A 19,964-nucleotide genomic window follows, 5' to 3' on the forward strand; every position below is an offset into this window, starting at 1 on the left:
CTTACTTGGCGGCTCCCGCGGCGGCGGCGCCACCGCCCGGCGACTGGGCGATCAGCGAGACCTTGGTGAAGCCGGCTTGCGCCACGACGCCCATGGTCTCGAGAATCTTGCCGTAATTCGCATCGCGATCACCGCGCACCAGCACCACCTGATCCGGATTCTCGGCCTTCAGCTCCTTGAGCCGCGGCAGCAGCGTCTCCGGCGTGAACGCGTCCTTGGCGATGTAGGGGTTGCCGTCCTTGTCGATCGAGACTTCGAGCGGCTTCTGCGCCTGCGCGACCTTGGCCGCGGCGGTCTTCGGCAGTTGCACCGGCACGCCGGTCGTCATCAGGGGGGCCGCCACCATGAAGATGATGAGCAGCACCAGCATCACGTCCACCATCGGGGTGACGTTGATGTCGGACATCGGCGTGGCGTCGAGGCCGTCCTCGTCGTCGCCGCCCCCCGAGCTCCGCAGGGATCCCATGGCCATGTGTATCGCCCTCCCGGGCGTGCGCGGTCCCCCGGCCGGGCGGGACCTGCGTCGAAGTTCGAGTGGAGAGGGATCGGCGGCGCGCGGCGCGGCCCGCCGGGATGGGTGCGATTATTCGGCCGCGGCGGCGCGGGCGTGCGGGCTGCGGTCGCGGGCCAGGCGATTGCCGAGCACGGCGATGCAGGAGACGAAGCCGGATTGCAGGCGGGCGACATCGCCGGAGAGCTTGTTGTAGGCCATCACCGCGGGGATCGCGACGACGAGCCCGATGGCGGTGGCGAACAAGGCCTCGGCAATGCCAGGCGCCACCACGGCGAGACTGGTGTCCTGGCTCTTCGCGATCGAGGAGAACGAGTTCATGATGCCCCACACCGTGCCGAACAGGCCGATGAACGGGGCGGTGGAGCCGGAGGTGGCGAGCAGGGGCAGGCCGCTCTGGAGCCGCTTCACTTCGAGGCCGAGGGCGCCCTTCATGGCGCGCTCGATGCGCTCGCGGCGCTCCGCCCGGCTCTCGCTCGGGTCCTGGTCGCGCCACGCGTCGAGCCCGGCATGGACGACGCGGCCGGCGATGCCGTCCTGCTTGGCGTCCACCGCGCCCTCCTGGCGCACCATCGCCTCGAACGCCTTGGCCTGACGCTTGGCGGCGGCGAGGCGCACGACCTTCTCGAACACTACGGTCCAGCAGGCCAGCGAGGCGACCACGAGAAGGATCATCACGCCCTTCACGATCGGATCGGCCTGGAGAAACAGGCCGAGGAACGAGAAGTCGTGACCGGCAGCGGCGGCGGCTTCCACGGGCGCGGATGTCGGTTCCATCTCGTAACTCCTCGAATCTCGGTGTCAGGGCGCGTCGCCCGAGCCGGCCGGCTCGGCGACTCGGATCAGCGGTCGAAGGCCGCCGGCGTCTTGGTGGCGGTCTCGATCCGCTCCAGGCAGGTCTCGCGGCTCGCCTCGCCGCCCTCGCAGGCGAGCACGTCGTTGAGCAGGATGCGGCCGATCTTGGGGCAGGACAGGCCGGCGAAGTCGAACAGGCGCACGACCGTCTTCTTCTCCTGCACGGGGCCGAGTTCGACGGCGAGGCGCTTCTGCGCGACGCCCTCGGTGTCGAAGGCGAACAGATCGACCTTGAGGGACTTCAGCGCCGGCCCGTGGCCGTTATCGACCAGCATGTAGGTGCGGCAGGCCTCGCCCGCGGGCTCGAGCCGGTTCAGCTCGATCTTGAGCGGCGCGCCCTTGGCACTGTCCTTGGCGGTTTCCCTGGCCGCGCCGTCCTGCGCGACGGCGCCCGTCATCGCCCAAGCTCCGGCCAGCACGATGCCCGCCACCACCGCGAATCCGCGCATCATTCCCCCGGCTGCCTGCATCACGACGATCGATCCTCCCTGCCGCGGTTCGGCGCGATGCCGGGCCGCGGGCCTCGATGGTGCCCGGAACGGGCGTGAAGTCTCCCGGAGCCCCACTGGCGGACCGGTCGCGGCGACGGTCCGCGCGGCGGTCCTGCGATGTCCGGATACGGCAATGCCCAGTCACGGCGCCCTCAGGCAGGGCACCGCGTCTATTCAGCCGGGTGCGTATCCGACAAACCGGCCCGGGATCAAGGCGACGACTGAATTTCAGAGCAATTCCAAACTGTTAATCGGCTCCGGCTTGGCCGCACGGAATTGCCGTTTCATCCTGACCATTCTTGCGCTTCGTTCCCGCATCGACGCAGTGAGACCGCCCCCGGCCCCGCTTCGGCCCGACCCTTGATCGACCCGGAACCGCTTTCCATATCAACGCTCAAGGGCGCTGCCGCAGGGCGGGCCCGAGACCGCGGGGTGCCGCCGGGATCGCGATCCCCAGGGCCCCGCCGGAGGTTCGAGTTGACGATGACGCGGCCATCCCCGTTCGGGCACCCGTTCCTGCTCGGCTTCGACGAGATCGAGCAGGCGCTCGACCGCGTCGCGAAGGCCGGGAGCGACGGCTATCCGCCCTACAACATCGAGCGCGTGCCCCGCGGCGAGCGCGAGCCCGAGCGCCTGCGGATCACGCTGGCGGTGGCCGGCTTCACGCAGGACCAGCTCGATGTCTCGCTCGAAGAGAACCAGCTCGTCGTGCGCGGCCGGCAGATCGACGACAAGTCGCGGCAATTCCTGCATCGCGGGATCGCGGCGCGTCAGTTCCAGCGGGCCTTTCTGCTCGCCGACGGCATGGAGGTGCTCGGCGCCGACCTGTCGAACGGGCTCCTGTCGATCGACCTCGTCCGGCCGGAGCCGGAGCGGGTCGTGCGCAAGATCGCGATCTCTTCGCGGGAGGACTGACGCGGCGACGGACCGCAGCCGCGACGCGCGTCTCTTCACCACCGCCGGTTTGTGGCCGCCGATGCTCGGGACCATATCCGGTTCACGCTCTGCCTTTGGAGGGCAACCATGAACGACCTGACCATCACGGAAGCGACCCCCGCCCCCGCCATCGATCCGGCCGAGTTCGCCGCGCTCGGCGAGGGCCATATCGCCTATGTCCGTCCGATCCGCTCGGACGAGGTGCGCGCGCTGTTCCCGCAGGCGCCGGAGATGAGCCCCGGGCTCGATCTCTTCGCCCTGCTCTCGGCCTCGGGCGCGCCGATCATGCTGACCGATTCGCGGGAAGTGGCCGTCGCGAACGCGATGGCGCATTCGCTCTACCCGGTCAGCCTGCACTGATTCTGTCTCAATTCGCACCGACGACCGTGCCTCCCCTCTCCCCGCAGGCGGGGAGAGGTGAAAGCGCGGCTCCGCCTTCGCCCTATCGAGCCCCCGGCCCGGCCGCCTCCGCGGCCATCAGCGCGAACGCGTAGATCAGCCCCACCTCTTCCAACCGGTCGAAGCGTCCGGCGGCGCCGCCATGGCCGGCTTCCATGTTGATGCGGCAGAGGATCGGCCCGCCCCCGGTCATCGTCGCGCGCAACCGCGCGACCCACTTGGCCGGCTCCCAATAGGTGACGCGCGGGTCGGTCAGCCCCCCGAGCGCCAGGATCGCCGGATAGCGTTTGGCCGCGACGTTGTCGTAGGGCGAGTAGGACAGGATCTTCTCGAACGCCGCCTCGCTCTCGGCCGGGTTGCCCCATTCGGGCCATTCCGGCGGGGTCAGCGGCAGGTCGGCGTCGAGCATGGTGTTGAGCACGTCGACGAAGGGCACGTCGGCGACGATTCCGGCGAACAGCTCCGGGGCGAGGTTGGCCGCCGCCCCCATCAGCATCCCGCCCGCGCTGCCGCCATGCGCCACGATGCGCCCTTGCGAGGTGTAGCCCGCCTCGATGAGCGCCCGCCCGCAGGCGACGAAGTCCGAGAAGGTGTTGGGCTTCTTCTCGCGCTTGCCGTCGAGGTACCAGTTCCAGCCCTTCTCGGTGCCGCCCCGGACATGGGCGATGGCGTAGACGAAGCCGCGATCGACCAAGCTGAACAGGTTGGTGCGGAAGGAGGCCGGCATCAGCGTGCCGTAGGAGCCGTAACCGTAGAGCAGCAGCGGCGCCGAGCCGTCGAGGGGCAGATCGCGGCGATGGATCAGCGAGACCGGAACGGTCTCGCCGTCGGGGGCCGTGGCGAACAGGCGGCGGGTGACGTAGTCGGCGGGTTCGTGGCCGCTCGGCACGCTCTGGCGCTTGCGCAGGATGCGGGCGCGGGTGACGCAATCGTAGTCGTAGGTCTCCGACGGCGTCGTCATTGACGAATAGACGAAGCGGATGCGGTTGGTCTCGAACTCGTAGCCCGGCAGGAGACCGAGGGAATAGGCCTCCTCGGCGAACGAGACCGTGTGCTCCTCGCCCTTCAGGTCGCGCACGACGATGCGCGGCAGGGCGTTCTCCAGTTCGAGCCGCACGAGGTGATTCCCGAGCACGTGCAGGTGCCGGATCATCACGCCGGGGCGGTAGGGCACCGCATCGACCCAGTTGGCGCGGGCCGGCGCGTCCAGCGGGCAGGTGACGATCTTGAAATCGACCGCCCCGTCGGCGTTCGTCAGGATGACGAGATACGAGCCCCAGTGCTCGACCGAGTAGATCAGGCGCGGTTCGCGCGGCGAAACGACGGTGAGCGGGCCCTCGTCCTGGGCGCGGTCGAGGAGATGGACTTCCGCGGTCTCGTGGTCGCTCGCCGTCACGGTCAGGTAGGTGCCGGACTGGGTGCGGCCGATATTGACGAAGAAGCCGGCATCCGCCTCCTCGTAGACCACACGATCCTCCGCCTGCGGGGTGCCGAGGCGGTGGCGCATGACCCGGGCCGGGCGGTGGTTCTCGTCGAGGGCGACGTAGAAGAAGGCGGTGCCGGAAGCGTTCCACACCACGTCGCCGGCGGTGTTCTCGATCCGCTCGTCGCGGTCGGTGCCGGTGTCGAGGTCGCGGACCCGGATGGTGTGAAGTTCCGAACCCTTGGTGTCGGCGCCCCAGGCGAGCAGGCGGTGATCGTCGGAATGGGCCGCGCCCGCGATCTCGAAGAAGGCGAGCCCCTCCCCTTCCCGGTCGCCGTCGAGCAGGATCTCCTCCCCGGTCTCGGCATCGCCCGCCTCTTCGGCGATGCGGTGGACCGTGCGCGGACGGCGGCAGACCAGCGGGTGCTGCCCGCCCTCGCGGTGGCGGGTGTAGTAGGCGAACGGTCCGTCGGGATCGGGGACTGAGCCGTCATCCTCGCGGATGCGCCCGCGCATCTCCGCCACCAGCGTCCTGCGCAGGTCGTCCGCCTCCCCCAAAGCCGCCGCCGCATAGGCGTTCTCGGCCTCCAGAGTGGCGCGGATGTCGGCGGGCAGCGCAGCCGGGTCCTTCAGCACCTCGCGCCAGTTCGGCGCCTTGAGCCACGCGAACGGGTCCTCGATCCGCCGGCCGTGGACCGTGAAGACATGGGGACGCGCGTCCGCCGCCGGGGCGGCGGCGGGCAGGGTGAAGGCGGGGGGGCGGACAGAGGTCATGGCCGGGGCTCCAGCGTCGTTTGCGCCGGATGTGCCGCGTGAGCGGCCCGCCCGCAAGGCGCCAGCGGTCGCGGGGCATGCGCGGGGCACGAACGGGACAAATCGGTAATGATCGGCGCGCGGGCAAGGAAGCGGACAAGGAAACCGAATCGCGCGGGCGGCCGTGAATGCCGATGAACCGCAGCGCTCGCCCCACCATGACGGTGTTGAGGAAACTACGGGCAGGACACGTCCTGCATACCCGCTCTGTCTTGCAGGCCTAATCTGGATGATCTAGGTAGAGGGCGTGATTGCTGGGGGCGTCACACTCAACCGATAACGTGCGGGCCGCGCGCGCTGAGCCGCCCAATCCTGCTCGATCCGCGCGTCGCTCCTTGCAGAGCCGAGCGCTGGACCGTGTGCGGGGCACCGCATCAAGGGACAGTATCGAATCATGAACGAAACCGAGACGCCGGTCGACTACGTCGTCCTCACCGCCGACATCGTCGCTGCCTACGTCACCAAGAACCCCGTGCCGGCGGGCGAACTCGGCCACCTGATCGGAGCCGTCCACGGCGCCCTGCTCCAGGTCGGCACCGGCCGCGTCGCTCCGAAGGCGGAGCCGACCGAGCCGCAGCAGCCGGCCGTGCCGATCAAGAAGTCGATCCAGCCCGACTACATCGTGTGTCTGGAGGACGGGCGCACCTTCAAGTCCCTCAAGCGGCATCTACGCGCGAAGTACAACCTCTCGCCCGAGCAGTACCGCGCCAAGTGGGGCCTGCCGCCCGAATATCCGATGGTCGCCCCGAACTACGCCAAGGCCCGCTCCGACCTCGCCAAGGCGATCGGTCTCGGCCAGCCCCGTCCGGGCAATTACGACGAAGCCGCCTGAGGCGCTTCGCGGCCCCGGCCGCCGTAGCTTCGCAGCCTGTGGAAAAGCCCGCCGTCCCGCTTTCCGGGACGGCGGGCTTTTTCGTGATCGGGGACCGTCGAATCAAGTTATCAACAGGCAAGTCCGGTGCGCCCAGCCCCCGCCACCGGCGCCGAACCCCCATCGCCTATTCCGGCTCGGCGCTGTCCCGACCTTTTCGTGCGTCTGGGTGGGTTCGAATCTCGTCCGCTGAAGTCGGCACGGGTTCGTCGCGAAGAAGGCGCGGCGGAACGAGAGATGGTGGTCGCGATCCGATCCTGCGCCAACGGATGCGGTTCGCGTGCCGAAAGTGGCCAAGCCGACCGAAAGTCAGTGCCAACCTGAGGTTAATTTTAGCAGCGTAACGCTGCAACCTCAGGACGCACAATCGGACTGTCAAGGCTTGTTTTAGGATGATTGTCCTTTAGCCTGAGGGCCTCGGCGGCTTTTAGGGGGCATGATGTCAAAGGAACAAAACAAGAACAATCGAGGCCGTGATGCGGCGGGCGGCGGATTAGGCCGCGAGGCGGAACGGCTTCTGGCGGCGCTCGCGGCCGAGGGGGCCTATGCCTTCCCGGACCCGTCGGCGCCCGACACGCTGATCGTCCGCGGCGGCGGACGCGGGGTCTCCCTCGGGGGCGGGCGCTTTCCCGCGCGGGCCGGCGAGGCCCTGGTGGCCGCCGATCTCGCGGCCCGGGACGACGGGCGCCGCAACCGCCTCGTCATCGGCGCGGCCGGACGCGCCCGGCTGCGGCGGGCGATGGAGCCGCGGGACGAAGCCTTCCGGATGCAGCATCTCGATCCGGTGCCGGAGGGGAGCGGAGCGGAGGCCCGCCTGCGCGACGCCTCCGAGAGCCCGCTTGCCTGGATGGCGCGGCGGCGCGGGCGCGACGGCGAGCCGATGATCGACGCGGCGGCCTTCGCGGCGGGCGAGCGCCTGCGCCACGACCTCGCCGCGGCCCAGATGCTGCCGAGCGTCACCGCCGACTGGACGGCCCAGCGCGTCGATGGCGGGGGCCCGCGCGATCCGTCCGCCGCCACCGACCGGACGGTGGCGGCGCGCCAACGGGTCGATCAGGCGCTCGCGGCGGTCGGCTTCGACCTGTCGGGCCTGCTGATCGACCTGTGCGGCTTCCTGAAAGGTCTGGAACGGATCGAATCCGAGCGCAAATGGCCGGCCCGCTCGGCCAAGGTGGTGGCCCGCATCGCCCTGGGGCGGCTGGCCGAGCATTACGGGATCGAGCCGGAGGCGCGCGGGCCGGAGCGGGGCCGGACGCGGTTGTGGCGGGCGGGGGGCGACGGCGCGGCTCGCTGAAGCATCGTGCCGAAAGGTGGCTTCCGGCTTTCAAAAAAGATGATGCGGCGCAGAAACTTATAGCATCGCCTCGAGGGGATGGGGCGCGAACCGGAGGACGCGGCGCATCCCCATCCCCGTCAGGCGGAGAGCGGGACCGGCAGCGCTTCTCGGCGAGGAAGGTCTACGCCGCCACCAGCCGCCCGGCCTCGCGGTGGATCCGCTCCACCATCGACCGCACGCCGTTAGAGCGCTTCGACGTGATGTGGGCGCCGAAATCGAGGCGCTTGAGCAGGTCGAAACCGTCGGCCTTCAGGGCCTCTTCGGGCGTGCGGCCGCTGTAGAGGGCGACCATCAGGGCGACGAAGCCCTTGACGATATGGCTGTCGCTGTCGCCCGCCAGCGCGAGGCGGGGGGGCTCGGCCCCCTTGTCGAGGGCGATGTCGAGCCAGACCTGACTCTCGCAGCCATGGACGCGGTTGCCCTCGACATGGCTTTCCGCCGGGAGCGCGGGCAGCGTCTTGCCGAGTTCGATCACGTACTCGTAGCGGTCCATCGGATCGTCGAGGATCTCGAAATTCTCGATGATCGTGTCGAGGTTCGGCAGCATGGCTCACGGACACAGCGAAGGGACGGGCCCGATATAGGGGCAGTGGGGGCGGGAGCATAGGGCATCATGCCGTATCGCGTATTCGGCACGATGCCCTAACCTGTTGTGACGCATCGGCTTCTACCGAAAGCCGGCCCAGCCCCTTCGGACAGAGGCTCTCGCGGCGTCAGGGCACCGCCGGCGGCACATAGGGCCGGGCCTCGGGAAGCTGGAGCAGCAGCGGATCGGCGCTCGTGGCGGTGCCGCTGACCGCGATCTCGGCCTGGGCGGCGTAGGCCGCGATCAGCCGGGGGCCGAGCATCGGCACGCCGGGCTTGCCCGCCGCCGCCGCCTCGCCGCTGCCGGAGACGACCGACAGGCGCACCGGCGCACCGGCGGCCGCATCGATCCGGATGGCGATGACGCAACTGACCGTCTCGGCGGTGGCGTCGAGGCATTCGGCGACGACCTCGGCCACGATCATGCCCAGCGCGTTGGCGGTGCGCGGTTCGACGAGGCTGGTGCCGGCGCCCTCGACGCTGACGCCGATGCGGCCGGGCCGGCGCAGGTTGCCGAGGCCGGACGCGAGGCGGCGCAGATAGTCCTGAAGGTCGATCGAGGCGATGTGCGGCGCCTCGTGCAGGTGCTGCTGCACCAGCGCGATCGCCCGCACCCGCTGGCCGAGCGCGTCGAAGCTGCCGCGGCAGGTTTCGGGCGCGGCGCGGCCGTAGAGGCCGATCAGGCTCACCATCACCTGAAGGTTGTTGCGCACCCGGTGATAGATCTCGGCGAGCAGCGTCTCCTTCTCGACCAGCGCGCGCGCGGATTCCTCCTCGGCGCTCTTGCGGTCGGTGATGTCGAAGCACGAGCCGAGATAGCCGTGGAAGGTCCCGTTCTCCTGAAGCGGGCGGCCGCTATCGAGCAGCCAGCGATAGGCGCCGTCGTGGCGGCGCAGGCGGTACTCGATGGTGAAGGGCTCCTGCGCCGCGAACGCCGCCGCGACGATGCGGGCATGGCGCTCGAAATCGTCCGGATGCAGGCCGCGGCGCCAGTCGTTCTCCAACTCCTCGTCGAGGGAGCGGCCGGTGAACTGCAGCCAGCATTCGTTGTGGTAGACGGTCTGCCCGGCATGATCCGTGCGCCACATCATCAGCGGCACGTGGTCGGCGAAACGCCGGAAGCCGTCGCCGAGATCGAACGGCCCCGTCCCTCCCCCCGTCCCCGCTGGAATCTCCGCTGCCATACGCTGTGTGTTCGCTCTGACTCGACGCCTCGAACGCGCCGTTTCCACGGATGATGCGCCGGTCAACGTACGCGGAAAGGGGCCGTTCCGGCTTGTCCACATGTCGACTTAAACGACGCGGCCGAGCGCGCTTGCCAGAATAGCCCGCTCGGGCGGTTTGGCAGAGCGGCCGAGCTTCACGATAGCTCGATCATGGCGCGGATGCGGGCGGCGAGCGCCTTCACCGGAAACGGCTTGGTGATCATCTGCGTGCCGGGATCGCGCTCGCCGCCGCCGAACAGGGCGTTCTCGGCATAGCCGGTGATGAACAGCACCTTCAGGTCGGGCCGCCCGGCGCGGGCCTGCTCGGCGAGCTGGCGACCGTCGAGGCCGGGCAGGCCGACATCGGTGACGAGGAGGTCGATCCGGGCCTCCGAGCGCAGGATGCGCAGGCCCGACGGGCCGTCGCGCGCCTCGATCGCCCGATAGCCGAGTTCCCGCAGGGTCTCGACCACGAGGTCGCGCACCACCGTCTCGTCCTCGACCACGAGCACGGTCTCGCCGCGCCCCAGGGGCGGGGCCTCGTTCGCGGCGGGCGCGGATGCGGGCGCCACCGCGCCGCGATGGCGCGGCAGGACGAGCCGCACCGTGGTGCCCCGGCCGGGGGCGGATTCGAGCCGGACATGGCCGCCGGACTGGCGGGCGAAGCCGTAGATCATCGAGAGGCCGAGGCCGGTGCCCTGCCCCATCGGCTTCGTCGTGAAGAACGGCTCGAAGGCGCGGGCCGCCACCTCCGGCTCCATGCCGAGGCCGGTGTCGCCGATGCTCAGGGACACGTAGTCCCCCGCCTCGACCTCCGGCGGGAGCCGCGGGTCTGCGCCCGCGAGGGTCGTGTTCCCGGCCTCGATGCGCAGCGTTCCGCCCTCGGGCATCGCGTCGCGGGCGTTGATCGCGAGGTTGAGGATCGCGTTCTCGAGCTGGTGCGAATCGCACAGGGTCGGCCAAAGCTCGGGACCGGCGACCATCTCGAGGTGCACCCCCTCGCTGAGCGTGCTGCGCAGCAGGGATTCCATGCCGGCGAGCAGCGCGGCGACATCGACCGGCTTCTGCTCCAGCGGCTGGCGCCGGGCGAAGGCGAGGAGGCGATGGGTCAGCGCCGCCGCCCGCTCGGCGGAGGAGAGCGCCGCCTCGATGTAGCGGTCCAGCGTCTCGGTGCGCCCCTGCCCGATGCGGGTCCGCATCAGGTCGAGCGAGCCGACGATGCCGGTGAGCAGGTTGTTGAAGTCGTGGGCGATGCCGCCGGTGAGCTGGCCCACCGCCTCCATCTTCTGCGCCTGCCGCAGCTGCTCCTCGGCGAGCCGCTGCTGGGTGATGTCGCGGCCGACGATGTGGAAGCGGTCGCCCTCGGGCACCGCCGTCCACATCACCGTGAGCCGCCCCCCGTCCTTGCGCAGGACGCGGTCGACGAAGTCGGTGACGGGTTCGTGCGCGGCGAGCCGGCGCAGGACCGCGCCGGTCTCGGTGTGATCCTCCGGGTCGATCAGGTCGAGGAAGGGCCGAGCCCGCAGCTCCGGCTCGCTCCAGCCGAGCAGCCGCGTCCAGGCCGGGTTGACGCTGCGCAGATAACCGTCGAGCCCGGCCGTGCCCATCAGGTCGTTGGTGGTCTGCCACAGCCGGTCGCGCTCGCGGGTGCGGGCATCGACCTCGCGGGCGAGCACCTCCTCCATCCGTTTCCGGTCGGTCACGTCGAGGGCGAACAGGTAGACGCCGTCGGTCGAGCCGTCGGGCATCAGGCGGGGCCGGTAGCGGATCTCGGCGACCCGCCGGCGCCCGTCGCGGTGGGGCCAGGCCCGTTCGATCTGCGCCTCGCGGCCGACGAGCGCGCCCTCGAAGCGGGGGCGGTCGGCCGGATAGGCGTCGCCGATCAATTCGGCGAGGGGGCGCCCCACGGGGGCCGTGCCGCCGAACCAGTCCGCCCCGGCGGCGTTGGCGAAGCGGCAGCGGCCGCCCGCGTCGAAGAAGGCGATCAGCACGGGCAGCGAATCGGCGATGAGGCGCAGTTCGCGCGCCTGCGCCCGGGCCGCGAGTTCGGCCCGCGCCCGCTCGGCGGCGTGCCAGATCCTCTGCGCCACGTCCTCGACGAGGGCGACCTCCTCGGTCGCCCAGGCCCGCGGCTCGGGCTCGTGCAGGTAGACGATGGCGCGCAGCCGCCCTTCGCGGATCAGCGGCACGACCACGAGGGCGCGGCAGCCGATCGAATCCCAGACCGCGGCGTAGCGCCGTCCGGCGCGGGGATCGGTGTAGCAATCCTCCACCGTGAGCGTGCGCCCGGCCCGGAGTTCCGCCACCACGGCCGGCCCGAACCCGTCGAGGATGCGCGATTCGCCCGAGAGGCTCTCCGTCGTCCCGTCGCGGGTCCAGTCGCGCTCGACCCGCACGACCTCGCCGGAGGCATCGATCTCGCCGTAGCCGGCCCGCGCCGCGTTCAACCGGGTGCCGAGCGCGGAGGCCGCGGCGAGCGTCACCGCGGTCGGGTCGGGCGCCTCGCGCAGGGCGTCGTTGAGGGTGAGGAGGAAGGCCTGGCGCTCTTCCGCGAGCTTGCGGTCGTGGATGTCGGTGCAGGTGCCGAACCAGCGCACGATCCGGCCCGCAGCGTCGCGCAGGGGCTTGGCCCGCCCGAGCACCCACCGGTACTGGCCCGAGCGGTGCCGCAGCCGGTACTCGATCCGGTAGGTCTCGCCAGTCTCCAGGCTGTGGCGCCAGACCGCCCAGGCGCGGTCCTGATCCTCGGGATGGAACATCCCGTTCCAGGCTTCGCCGTCGGTCGAGCCGTCGGGCATGCCGGTATATTCGTACCAGCGGGCATTGTAATAGTCGTGGAACCCGTCGGGACGCGTCGACCAGATCATCTGCTCGATCGTGTCGGTGATCCCGCGGAACCGGTCCTCGCTCTCGCGCAGCGCGGCCTCGGTGCGCTTGCGGTCGGTGATATCGAAGCTGACGCCGGGAAAGCGGATCGGGCGCCCCTCGGCATCGTGCAGGCAGCGGCCCTCGGCCGCCGCCCAGCGCACGGAACCGTCGGCCTGGACCAGCCGGTACTCGGCGGAAAACGATGCGCCGCTCCGGACCGCCGTCTCGATCCGCCGTCGCAATTCGGGCAGGTCGTCGGCGTGGACGCCACCGAAGAAGGCGGCGATCGGCGCCCCCGCTTCGGCCAGAGCGGGATCGACGCCGTAGAGCCGGGCGAAGCGCGCGTCCGCGGTGATGCGGTCGGCGGCCACCTCCCAGTCCCAGATGCCGATGCTGCCGCCGGCCGAGAGGGCCATTTCCAGCCGCTCCTCGCTGCGCTGGCGGGCGCGCTCGGCCAGAACCTCGGCGGTGGTCTCGGCGGTGATGTTGAGGAGGCCGGCGATGGCGCCGTCGTTGTCGCGCACCGGCGAGTAGGTGAAGCTCCACCACGTCTCTTCCGGCACACCGTGGCGATGCATCGTCAGCGGCAGGTTGCGGTGGGACGAGCTGCGTCCGGCGAGCGTCGCCTCGACCAGCGGGCCGATATCGTCCCAGATGTCCGACCAGATCTCGCGGAAGCGCGCGCCGAGCGCCCGCGGCAGCCGCTCGCCGAAGATCGGGCGATAGGCGTCGTTGAAGAACACGATGCCGTCCGGCCCCCAGGCCAGGAACATCGCCGCCGGGCAGTCCAGCATCGTCGCGAGCGTGCTGCGCAGGGCCGCCGGCCAAGCCTCGATCGGCCCGAGGGCGTGGCCGGACCAGTCGCGCGCCAGGATCTCACGCCCGGTCTCGCCGGCTTGCGCCAGGAACGCGAGGGACGCCGGCACCGGAGGCGGCGCGCTCACCGCGCGGCCCGCCGGGCGATCCGGCGCGCGGCGCCGGGACAGGGGACGGACGGGGCAACCGGAGGAAGCGGGGACACCGGCGGAGATATACAGAAGTTAAACCGTGGGCGTAAGCGCGGGGCCGCCCGGAGCACCGGCACGGTAAATGCTTGGCCGTTCGGATCCCTGCCGGGCCGGCGCCCGGCGCGGCACCCCGATGCGCAAGTCGTCGAGCCCCCCTTCCGCCGCCGGCTTGCACAATTGGCAACATATGCAATGCCGGATTGCCCTGTTCGGACCATGCTGCGGCCTGTCATCGGCAGGTTGGAATTGTTTTGCATCGCAAAAAGATCAGTCCTGCGCGCAGCGTCATCTCGGCGAGATCGAAAAGATGCAGCGAAAGCGCTTGCCTGAGGCGGCGTGACATGCTCTGTAACTCTTCGTCCGCATCAGACCTCGCGGAAGAGCCCAGGCCGGCGCTATGCCGGTCATGGCGTCGCGGAGCGACCGCCCCCGGAAGCTTCGCGGCACAATTTCACGGGGTTGGACGATCTGGAGGGTGGCGTGTCGCGCGCCGCTCCGGAGGGCTCGCGCATCCGGCCTCGGCCGTCGGCGAGCCCCCAGGAACCCATGACAGAGGGGGGCACGAGATGCTGGCAGCGGGCATTTCGAAGCCCGCGTCGTGGGGAGCATGATGAGCAGAGACGCTTTCGCTTACGACTTCGACGCCCCCGATTCCGACTGGAATTACGAGCCGTCGCGGGCCGAGCTGTTCCGGCAGATCGCCGCGCCGCTCTACACCACCGACGCGGAGGGGTGGCTCACATACTATAACGACGCGGCGGCCGAGTTGTGGGGCTTCCGCCCCGTGCTCGGCAAGGCGCGCTGGTGCGGCGCCTGGCGGCTCTACAACACGGACGGTACGGCGCTGCCGCACGACCTGTGCCCCATGGCCGTGACCCTGCGCGAGGGCTCGGCGGTGCGCGGCGTGCAGGCGCTGCTGGAGCGGCCCGATGGCAGCCGCGCCGCCTTCATGCCCTACCCGACCCCGTTGCGGGACGAGACCGGCGCCCTGATCGGCGGCTCCAACATCCTGCTCAGGATCGAGCGGACGGCGCGACGCACCCTCGCCGCCCGCAGCGGCGGCGCCCGCCCGGTGACGGCCGCGCGCCCTGCCCGTTTCGCGGGCATGCACGGATGTTCGGCGTGACGGTTGCCGAGCCCGGCGCACCGATCCACGTCGACAGAGCAATGGCCCGAAAGGTGGTTTCCGGCTTTCGGGAAAAAGCCGACCCGCAGCGACCCGAACGACAGGAGGAAACCGATGTCGATCGAAACGAACTGGAGCCTGGACGCCGTCCAGAACCTGCGCAGCATGGCCCGCGAGGGCATGCCGGTCTCGGTCATCAGCCTGAGGCTGAAGCGCCCGGTCGAGGCGGTAAGCGCCAAGCTCGCGCAACTCGGAATCACCCCGAGGGTCGAGGCCTGAACGCGGGCGGCGGGCAGACCGCTCGACGGCTGGCCGCCGCCTCCCGCCCCGAAGTCGGATCTGCCCGGCTTCGGGCTCGGCGCACCGATCTCCGGCAGATCCGGGATCGATCGGGCACAGACTGAGCGGCGGCTCCGGGGGCGCTCAGCCCTCGCTCGTGCGATGGCGCGGCGGCGCTACCACGTCCCCGTATTCTCCATCGAGGCCCACGGCTCCTGCGGCGGCTTGGCGTCCCCCTTCTGCAGGATTTCGATCGAGATGCCGTCGGGGGAGCGGACGAAGGCCATGTAGCCGTCGCGCGGGGGACGGTTGATGGTGATGCCGGCCTCCTTCAGCTTCGTGCAGAACGCGTAGATGTCCTCGACCCGGTAGGCGAGGTGGCCGAAATTGCGGCCGCCGGAATACTCTTCCGGATCCCAATTGTAGGTCAGCTCGACCATCGGCGCCTTTTCGGCTTTCGCGCGCTCGACATCGCCGGGAGCGGCGAGGAAGACGAGGGTGAAGCGGCCCTTCTCGTTCTCGACGCGCCGCACCTCCTGAAGGCCGAAGGCATCGACGTAGAAGGCGAGCGCGCGGTCGAGATCGGCCACGCGGACCATCGTGTGCAGGTATTCCATGGCCGTTCCAGTCGCCTCGTCACGGGGATGGGCGCGTATCTGGCTCGCGGCGCGGGAGCGTCAACGGGCCGTCGGCGAGGGGATGTCGGCAAGGCGCGGCGGCTGCATCTCGAGGGCGCGGGCCGCCGCCTCGTATTCGAGAGCCATATCGCGCAACGCCGGCACGGACGGGTCGGCGCTGAGATCGAGCTGATCGGCAAAGCGCAGGCATCGCTCGGCCCGGCGGCGGAAGGCGGCCGCGGATGGGGGGATGGACGCGGGTATGGACGCGGGTATGGGCCGGGCGCCCGCCCCGGGCCTGCTCCCGCTGGAGTTGCTCGAAACGAGCTTGGCGGAAGGGGAACAGCAGAGACCATCCATCGGATCGCGTCGCTCCGTCGGCGAAGACCGAACGAGCGTGCGCGAAGACCCCGCCCGCTCGCGCCGGCGGCTGCCCGCATCCGTCGTTCTCTATTTGCGGAAGATTAACCATCTCGACGCTAGCGGTTTTCCTTTCCCCATCGCAATCGGCCGACCTCGACAAATTCTGCGTCGATCGGGTCGGTGGGGCGCGCCACCGGACGGCGCATGGCAGTCCGGCACGGGCTGCAAAGGTCCGGGACAGCAACACGCGGGTCGTCGCAGGAAATAACGACGAAGCCCGCGGTCGAAACGTTACGATGCGGGATACGATCTCCGGCACGACGGTCCCGAATGTGAAAACGGCAACGCTTCTCGGGCCTGATCCAGCAACGTCCGCGCCTCGACGGGTCGCTCGCAAGGTCGGCCCGCCCTCGCATTCAACTCGATTTGAGAATGAGGCCGGCCTAACGGCATTGCGCCCTGTCTTTGTCGGGCTAAAACGCTCGCCCGTCCTCGATGAGCCCTGCCGCCGATCATGACCGTCTCCGAAGGCCGGCACGCCGCAGCCGGCTCGCTCCGCCTGGGCGGAACCCCGCCCGAGGCGCTGCCGGCCCACCGCTCGGTCGAGGAGATCCTGGCCCATCCGGACTTTCCGGCCGCGCGCGCGCTGTTCGTCGCGGAGCATGCCAGGGTCTACGAGGCCGGCACCTTCCCGGCCCAGCTCGGGGCGGATGTCGGGCGGGTGACGGCGCTGGCCATCCTCGTCTGCCTCTACGCCGCCCACGACCCCGCCGACCGGGCGACCTGGCCGACGCTCAACCGGCTCAAGGACACCGTGGCCCGGTTCGGCTTCGCCAGCCCCCGGCTGATCGACGACTTCGTCGCCCGCTTGGTCCAGACCGGCTATGTCGAGATGGAGCGCCAGCCCGAGGACAGCCGGGTGCGCCTGCTGAAGCCCACCGAGCGGCTGCTCGACTGGGACCGCGCCTGGATGGCGGCCCATTACGCGCCCCTCGACCTGCTCTATCCCGAGCCCGGCTACGGCCCGCCCCTGCGCCGCGATCCGGCCTTCCAGGCCGCCCATGCGGGCGCCGCGCCTGCGGCCTTCGACGCCATCATCGCGATGACGTGGAGCAACCTCGAGATCGTGTTCTTCCTCAGCGCGACGAGCGCGCTCATCATCCTGCTCTCGCTGTTCGAGATGGGCGCGACCGATCCCGAGGCGCGCATCCGCGAGGCCGACCTCGCCCCGCTCGCGCCGCGCTTCGGCGTGTCGCGCACCCATATCCGCAACATCCTGAGCGTGGCGCAGGAGCGCGGCTTCGTGGTCCGCTCGGGGCCCCGCAACGCCTTCATCACCCTGACGCCGCGCTGGTCGGCGGCGTTCGACCGCTTCATCGCCGACAGCCTCGTCCAGTCCGACCTCACGTACAGGCTGGCCCTGCGCGCGATGGGGATCGCCGCGCCCTATCGCAGCTGAGCCCCCGAGGTTTCCCCTCGGGCGAAAATCTCTAAAGGTCGGGGAAGAGCCATCGGCGAGCCCGGATCAAGACACATGCGCACCGAGACGCCCCCGACCGTCCGCCTGGAGGATTACCGCCCGAGCGATCACCTGATCGACCGGGTCGAGCTCGATGTCCGTCTCGATCCGCACGACACCCGCGTCACCGCCCGCCTCGCGATCCGCCCGAACCCGGCAGGGCGCGCGGGCGCGGCCCTCGTCCTCGACGGGGACGACCTGCGGCTCGTCGCGCTCGCCCTCGACGGCGAGCCGCTGGCGCCCGCCGCCTTCCGGGTCGCCCCCTCGGCGCTGACCCTGCCGGAGCCGCCGCAGCGCCCCTTCACGCTGACGATCGAGACGCGGCTCGACCCGACCGCCAACACCAAGCTGATGGGGCTCTACCGCTCGAACGGCGTCTACTGCACCCAGTGCGAGGCCGACGGCTTCCGCCGGATCACCTACTTCCTCGACCGACCGGACGTGCTGTCGGTCTACACGACCCGGATCGAGGCCGAGGCGGCGCAGGCGCCCGTCCTTCTGGGCAATGGCAACATCATCGAATCGGGTAGGATCGAGGGGACGGATCGTCACTTCTCGATTTGGCACGACCCGCATCCGAAGCCCGCCTATCTCTTCGCCCTCGTCGGTGGACGCCTCGACCGGATGACGGCGCCGTTCACCACCATGGAGGGCCGCGCGGTCGAACTCGCCGTCTACGTCGAGCCGGGCAAGGCCGAGCGGGCGGCCTACGCGCTCGACGCGGTGGCGCGCTCGATGAAGTGGGACGAGGAGGTGTTCGGCCGCGCCTACGATCTCGACGTGTTCAACGTCGTCGCCGTGTCCGACTTCAACATGGGCGCGATGGAGAACAAGGGCCTCAACATCTTCAACGACAAGTACGTCCTGGCCTCGCCCGAGACCGCGACCGATGCCGATTACGCGGCGATCGAGGCGATCATCGCGCACGAATATTTCCACAACTGGTCGGGCAACCGTATCACCTGCCGCGACTGGTTCCAGCTCTGCCTGAAGGAGGGCCTGACGGTCTTCCGCGATCAGGAATTCTCGTCCGACATGCGCTCGCGCGACGTTCACCGTATCGGCGAGGTGCGCACCTTGCGCGCCCGCCAGTTCCCGGAGGATGCCGGGCCGCTGGCCCATCCGGTGCGGCCGAAGCTTTATGCCGAGATCAACAACTTCTACACGGCCACCGTCTACGAGAAGGGCGCCGAGATCGTCCGGATGCTGCGCACGCTGATCGGCGAGCGCGCCTTCCGCGCCGGCATGGACCGCTATTTTTCGGAGAACGACGGCACCGCCGCGACCGTCGAGCACTTCCTGAAGGCTTTCGAAGCGGAGACCGGCCGCGACCTGTCCGACTTCGCCGAGTGGTACGAGCGCCCCGGCACGCCGCGGGTCGCCGTCTCCGGCCATTACGACGAGGCCCGAAAAACCTACCGGCTCGACTTCCGCCAGACCCGGCCCGGCGCCGGGGCCGACGCGCCGCCCGTCGTGATTCCGGTCCGGCTCGGCCTGATCGGCGCCGAGGGCCCCCTCGACGGGGCGACGAGCCCGCAGCTCGAGGACGGCGTGTTCGTGCTCGACGCGCCCGAGGCCTCGCTCACCTTCGAGAACGTCCCTGCAGCGCCGGTGCCCTCGTTGTTTCGCGGGTTCTCGGCTCCGGTGCGGGTCGACATGGCGATGGACGATGCCGACCGGCTCACCCTGCTGCGGCACGACACCGACGGCTTCAACCGCTGGGAGGCCGCCCAGCGCGTCGCCGCCCGGCTGATGACCGGGGCTCTGCGCGGCGAGGCGACCGAGGCCGGGGCGGACGCCTTCGCGGCGGCCCTCGGCGCCTTCCTCGACGACCGGGCGCTGTCCGACCCGGCCTTCGCCGCCCTGGTGCTGGCGCTGCCGAGCGAGAGCGACCTCGCCGACGAGATCGGCGCCGAGATCGATCCCGACGCGATCTTTTCGGCCCGCCGCGCCCTGCGAGCCCGTCTGGGTACGGCGCTGAGCGCCCGCCTGCACGCCCTGCGGGATGCGCTGGCCGAGCCCGCCGGCGCGCCGTTCTCGCCCGACGCCGCCTCCGCCGGGCGGCGGGCCCTGCGCAACGCCGCCCTCGACCTGATCGCGGCGGCCGATCCGATCCAGGGCGCCGCGCTCGCGGGGGCGCAGGTCGCGTCCGCCACCAACATGACGGACCGGCTCGCGGGCCTCTCCACCCTCGCGCTGCTGCCGGGCGAACCCCGCGAGGCGGCCCTCGCGGCCTTCGCGGAGCGCTACGCTCACGAGCCCCTCGTCCTCGACAAGTGGTTCGCGATCCAGGCCATGATCCCGGAGGACGGCACGGTCGAGCGGGTGCGCGGCCTCCAGGCCCATCCGGCCTTCGCCATGACCAACCCGAACCGGGTGCGCTCGCTGGTCGGCAGCTTCGCGCTGGCCAACCCGACTCAGTTCAACCGGGCCGACGGGGCCGGCTTCGCGCTCGCTACGGAGACGGTGCTCGCCCTCGACCGGACCAATCCGCAGGTGGCCGCGCGGCTGATGACCGCCTTCGGATCGTGGCGCCGGCTGGAGCCGCAGCGCCGGGCCGCCGCGGAATCGGCCCTGCGTCGCATCCTTGCCACGCCCGGCCTTTCCCGTGACGTCGCCGACATCGCCGGCCGGAGTCTCGGCAATCCTGTTGGCGATTCGTTAACCACCTGATCCGACTCGCCTTTCGAGAATCGGAAGGCGCGGCGCAGGGACTCCGATCACGGTTGAGGTCAACGGCCACCCGCAAATTGGGCGTGG

Annotated in this window: 16 protein-coding genes; 8 read left to right on the top strand and 8 right to left on the bottom strand. The window is 70.4% G+C overall.

What is annotated here, in order from left to right:
- Position 1: 1 nt before the first annotated feature.
- The 3 genes from tolR to BM140_RS05675 form a co-directional block, all read right to left on the bottom strand.
- Positions 2-472 (bottom strand): protein TolR, encoded by a 471-nt coding sequence (gene tolR / locus BM140_RS05665; protein ID WP_091942919.1) that lies wholly within the window; start codon positions 470-472, stop codon positions 2-4.
- A 111-nt stretch (positions 473-583) separates the two neighbouring features.
- Positions 584-1,288, bottom strand: coding sequence for a MotA/TolQ/ExbB proton channel family protein (locus BM140_RS05670; RefSeq protein ID WP_091942921.1), 705 nt, complete (start codon positions 1,286-1,288; stop codon positions 584-586).
- Positions 1,289-1,353: 65 nt separating this feature from the next.
- Positions 1,354-1,764, bottom strand: coding sequence for a Tat pathway signal protein (locus tag BM140_RS05675; protein WP_425287043.1), 411 nt, complete (start codon positions 1,762-1,764; stop codon positions 1,354-1,356).
- 576 nt (positions 1,765-2,340) lie between these two features.
- On the opposite strand from BM140_RS05675, the gene BM140_RS05680 reads away from it, so the two are divergent.
- The gene (locus BM140_RS05680) at positions 2,341-2,772 is read left to right on the top strand and encodes an Hsp20 family protein (protein ID WP_091942926.1); all 432 of its coding nucleotides are present in this window, start codon (positions 2,341-2,343) and stop codon (positions 2,770-2,772) included.
- A gap of 108 nt (positions 2,773-2,880) precedes the next feature.
- On the top strand, positions 2,881-3,153 hold the full coding sequence (locus BM140_RS05685) for a BQ00720 family protein (protein ID WP_091942928.1): 273 nt from the start codon (positions 2,881-2,883) through the stop codon (positions 3,151-3,153).
- Positions 3,154-3,235: 82 nt separating this feature from the next.
- Here BM140_RS05685 and BM140_RS05690 read toward each other — a convergent pair whose 3' ends face one another.
- Positions 3,236-5,389, bottom strand: a complete 2,154-nt coding sequence (locus tag BM140_RS05690) for a S9 family peptidase (protein WP_091942930.1) — start codon at positions 5,387-5,389, stop codon at positions 3,236-3,238.
- Positions 5,390-5,822: 433 nt separating this feature from the next.
- On the opposite strand from BM140_RS05690, the gene BM140_RS05695 reads away from it, so the two are divergent.
- Together BM140_RS05695 and BM140_RS05700 are read left to right on the top strand one after the other, a co-directional pair.
- Positions 5,823-6,260, top strand: coding sequence for a Ros/MucR family transcriptional regulator (locus tag BM140_RS05695; protein ID WP_091942932.1), 438 nt, complete (start codon positions 5,823-5,825; stop codon positions 6,258-6,260).
- A 478-nt stretch (positions 6,261-6,738) separates the two neighbouring features.
- Positions 6,739-7,593 carry a DUF6456 domain-containing protein gene (locus BM140_RS05700; protein ID WP_091943313.1) on the top strand — a complete coding sequence of 285 codons (855 nt, stop codon included), beginning with the start codon at positions 6,739-6,741 and terminating at the stop codon, positions 7,591-7,593.
- Positions 7,594-7,756: 163 nt separating this feature from the next.
- Here BM140_RS05700 and BM140_RS05705 read toward each other — a convergent pair whose 3' ends face one another.
- The 3 genes from BM140_RS05705 to BM140_RS05715 form a co-directional block, all read right to left on the bottom strand.
- Positions 7,757-8,182, bottom strand: coding sequence for a SufE family protein (locus tag BM140_RS05705; RefSeq protein WP_091942934.1), 426 nt, complete (start codon positions 8,180-8,182; stop codon positions 7,757-7,759).
- 166 nt (positions 8,183-8,348) lie between these two features.
- Positions 8,349-9,404 carry a sensor histidine kinase gene (locus tag BM140_RS05710; RefSeq protein WP_091942936.1) on the bottom strand — a complete coding sequence of 352 codons (1,056 nt, stop codon included), beginning with the start codon at positions 9,402-9,404 and terminating at the stop codon, positions 8,349-8,351.
- Positions 9,405-9,580: 176 nt separating this feature from the next.
- Entirely contained in the window at positions 9,581-13,237 is a 3,657-nt protein-coding gene (locus tag BM140_RS05715; protein ID WP_091942939.1) for a PAS domain S-box protein, read from the bottom strand.
- A gap of 673 nt (positions 13,238-13,910) precedes the next feature.
- On the opposite strand from BM140_RS05715, the gene BM140_RS05720 reads away from it, so the two are divergent.
- Both BM140_RS05720 and BM140_RS25740 read left to right on the top strand, forming a co-directional pair.
- Complete coding sequence (locus BM140_RS05720) at positions 13,911-14,426, top strand: hypothetical protein (protein WP_244535312.1); 516 nt, start codon at positions 13,911-13,913, stop codon at positions 14,424-14,426.
- Between the two features lie 114 nt (positions 14,427-14,540).
- Entirely contained in the window at positions 14,541-14,705 is a 165-nt protein-coding gene (locus BM140_RS25740) for a hypothetical protein (protein ID WP_165616400.1), read from the top strand.
- Positions 14,706-14,881: 176 nt separating this feature from the next.
- Here BM140_RS25740 and BM140_RS05725 read toward each other — a convergent pair whose 3' ends face one another.
- Positions 14,882-15,322 carry a VOC family protein gene (locus BM140_RS05725; protein WP_091942941.1) on the bottom strand — a complete coding sequence of 147 codons (441 nt, stop codon included), beginning with the start codon at positions 15,320-15,322 and terminating at the stop codon, positions 14,882-14,884.
- A gap of 877 nt (positions 15,323-16,199) precedes the next feature.
- On the opposite strand from BM140_RS05725, the gene BM140_RS05730 reads away from it, so the two are divergent.
- Both BM140_RS05730 and pepN read left to right on the top strand, forming a co-directional pair.
- The gene (locus BM140_RS05730) at positions 16,200-17,144 is read left to right on the top strand and encodes a hypothetical protein (protein WP_244535313.1); all 945 of its coding nucleotides are present in this window, start codon (positions 16,200-16,202) and stop codon (positions 17,142-17,144) included.
- Between the two features lie 75 nt (positions 17,145-17,219).
- On the top strand, positions 17,220-19,877 hold the full coding sequence (pepN, locus tag BM140_RS05735) for an aminopeptidase N (protein WP_091942943.1): 2,658 nt from the start codon (positions 17,220-17,222) through the stop codon (positions 19,875-19,877).
- The last annotated feature ends 87 nt before the right edge of the window (positions 19,878-19,964 follow it).

It is taken from the genome of Methylorubrum salsuginis (assembly GCF_900114375.1).
Taxonomy (GTDB): domain Bacteria; phylum Pseudomonadota; class Alphaproteobacteria; order Rhizobiales; family Beijerinckiaceae; genus Methylobacterium; species Methylobacterium salsuginis.

Bases quoted from the DNA above. Each gene is read 5' to 3' on its own strand.
- tolR (WP_091942919.1), bottom strand. From the start codon at position 472: ATGGCCATGGGATCCCTGCGGAGCTCGGGGGGCGGCGACGACGAGGAC.
- BM140_RS05670 (WP_091942921.1), bottom strand. From the start codon at position 1,288: ATGGAACCGACATCCGCGCCCGTGGAAGCCGCCGCCGCTGCCGGTCAC.
- BM140_RS05675 (WP_425287043.1), bottom strand. From the start codon at position 1,764: ATGACGGGCGCCGTCGCGCAGGACGGCGCGGCCAGGGAAACCGCCAAG.
- BM140_RS05680 (WP_091942926.1), top strand. From the start codon at position 2,341: ATGACGCGGCCATCCCCGTTCGGGCACCCGTTCCTGCTCGGCTTCGAC.
- BM140_RS05685 (WP_091942928.1), top strand. From the start codon at position 2,881: ATGAACGACCTGACCATCACGGAAGCGACCCCCGCCCCCGCCATCGAT.
- BM140_RS05690 (WP_091942930.1), bottom strand. From the start codon at position 5,389: ATGACCTCTGTCCGCCCCCCCGCCTTCACCCTGCCCGCCGCCGCCCCG.
- BM140_RS05695 (WP_091942932.1), top strand. From the start codon at position 5,823: ATGAACGAAACCGAGACGCCGGTCGACTACGTCGTCCTCACCGCCGAC.
- BM140_RS05700 (WP_091943313.1), top strand. From the start codon at position 6,739: ATGTCAAAGGAACAAAACAAGAACAATCGAGGCCGTGATGCGGCGGGC.
- BM140_RS05705 (WP_091942934.1), bottom strand. From the start codon at position 8,182: ATGCTGCCGAACCTCGACACGATCATCGAGAATTTCGAGATCCTCGAC.
- BM140_RS05710 (WP_091942936.1), bottom strand. From the start codon at position 9,404: ATGGCAGCGGAGATTCCAGCGGGGACGGGGGGAGGGACGGGGCCGTTC.
- BM140_RS05720 (WP_244535312.1), top strand. From the start codon at position 13,911: ATGAGCAGAGACGCTTTCGCTTACGACTTCGACGCCCCCGATTCCGAC.
- BM140_RS25740 (WP_165616400.1), top strand. From the start codon at position 14,541: ATGTCGATCGAAACGAACTGGAGCCTGGACGCCGTCCAGAACCTGCGC.
- BM140_RS05725 (WP_091942941.1), bottom strand. From the start codon at position 15,322: ATGGAATACCTGCACACGATGGTCCGCGTGGCCGATCTCGACCGCGCG.
- BM140_RS05730 (WP_244535313.1), top strand. From the start codon at position 16,200: ATGACCGTCTCCGAAGGCCGGCACGCCGCAGCCGGCTCGCTCCGCCTG.
- pepN (WP_091942943.1), top strand. From the start codon at position 17,220: ATGCGCACCGAGACGCCCCCGACCGTCCGCCTGGAGGATTACCGCCCG.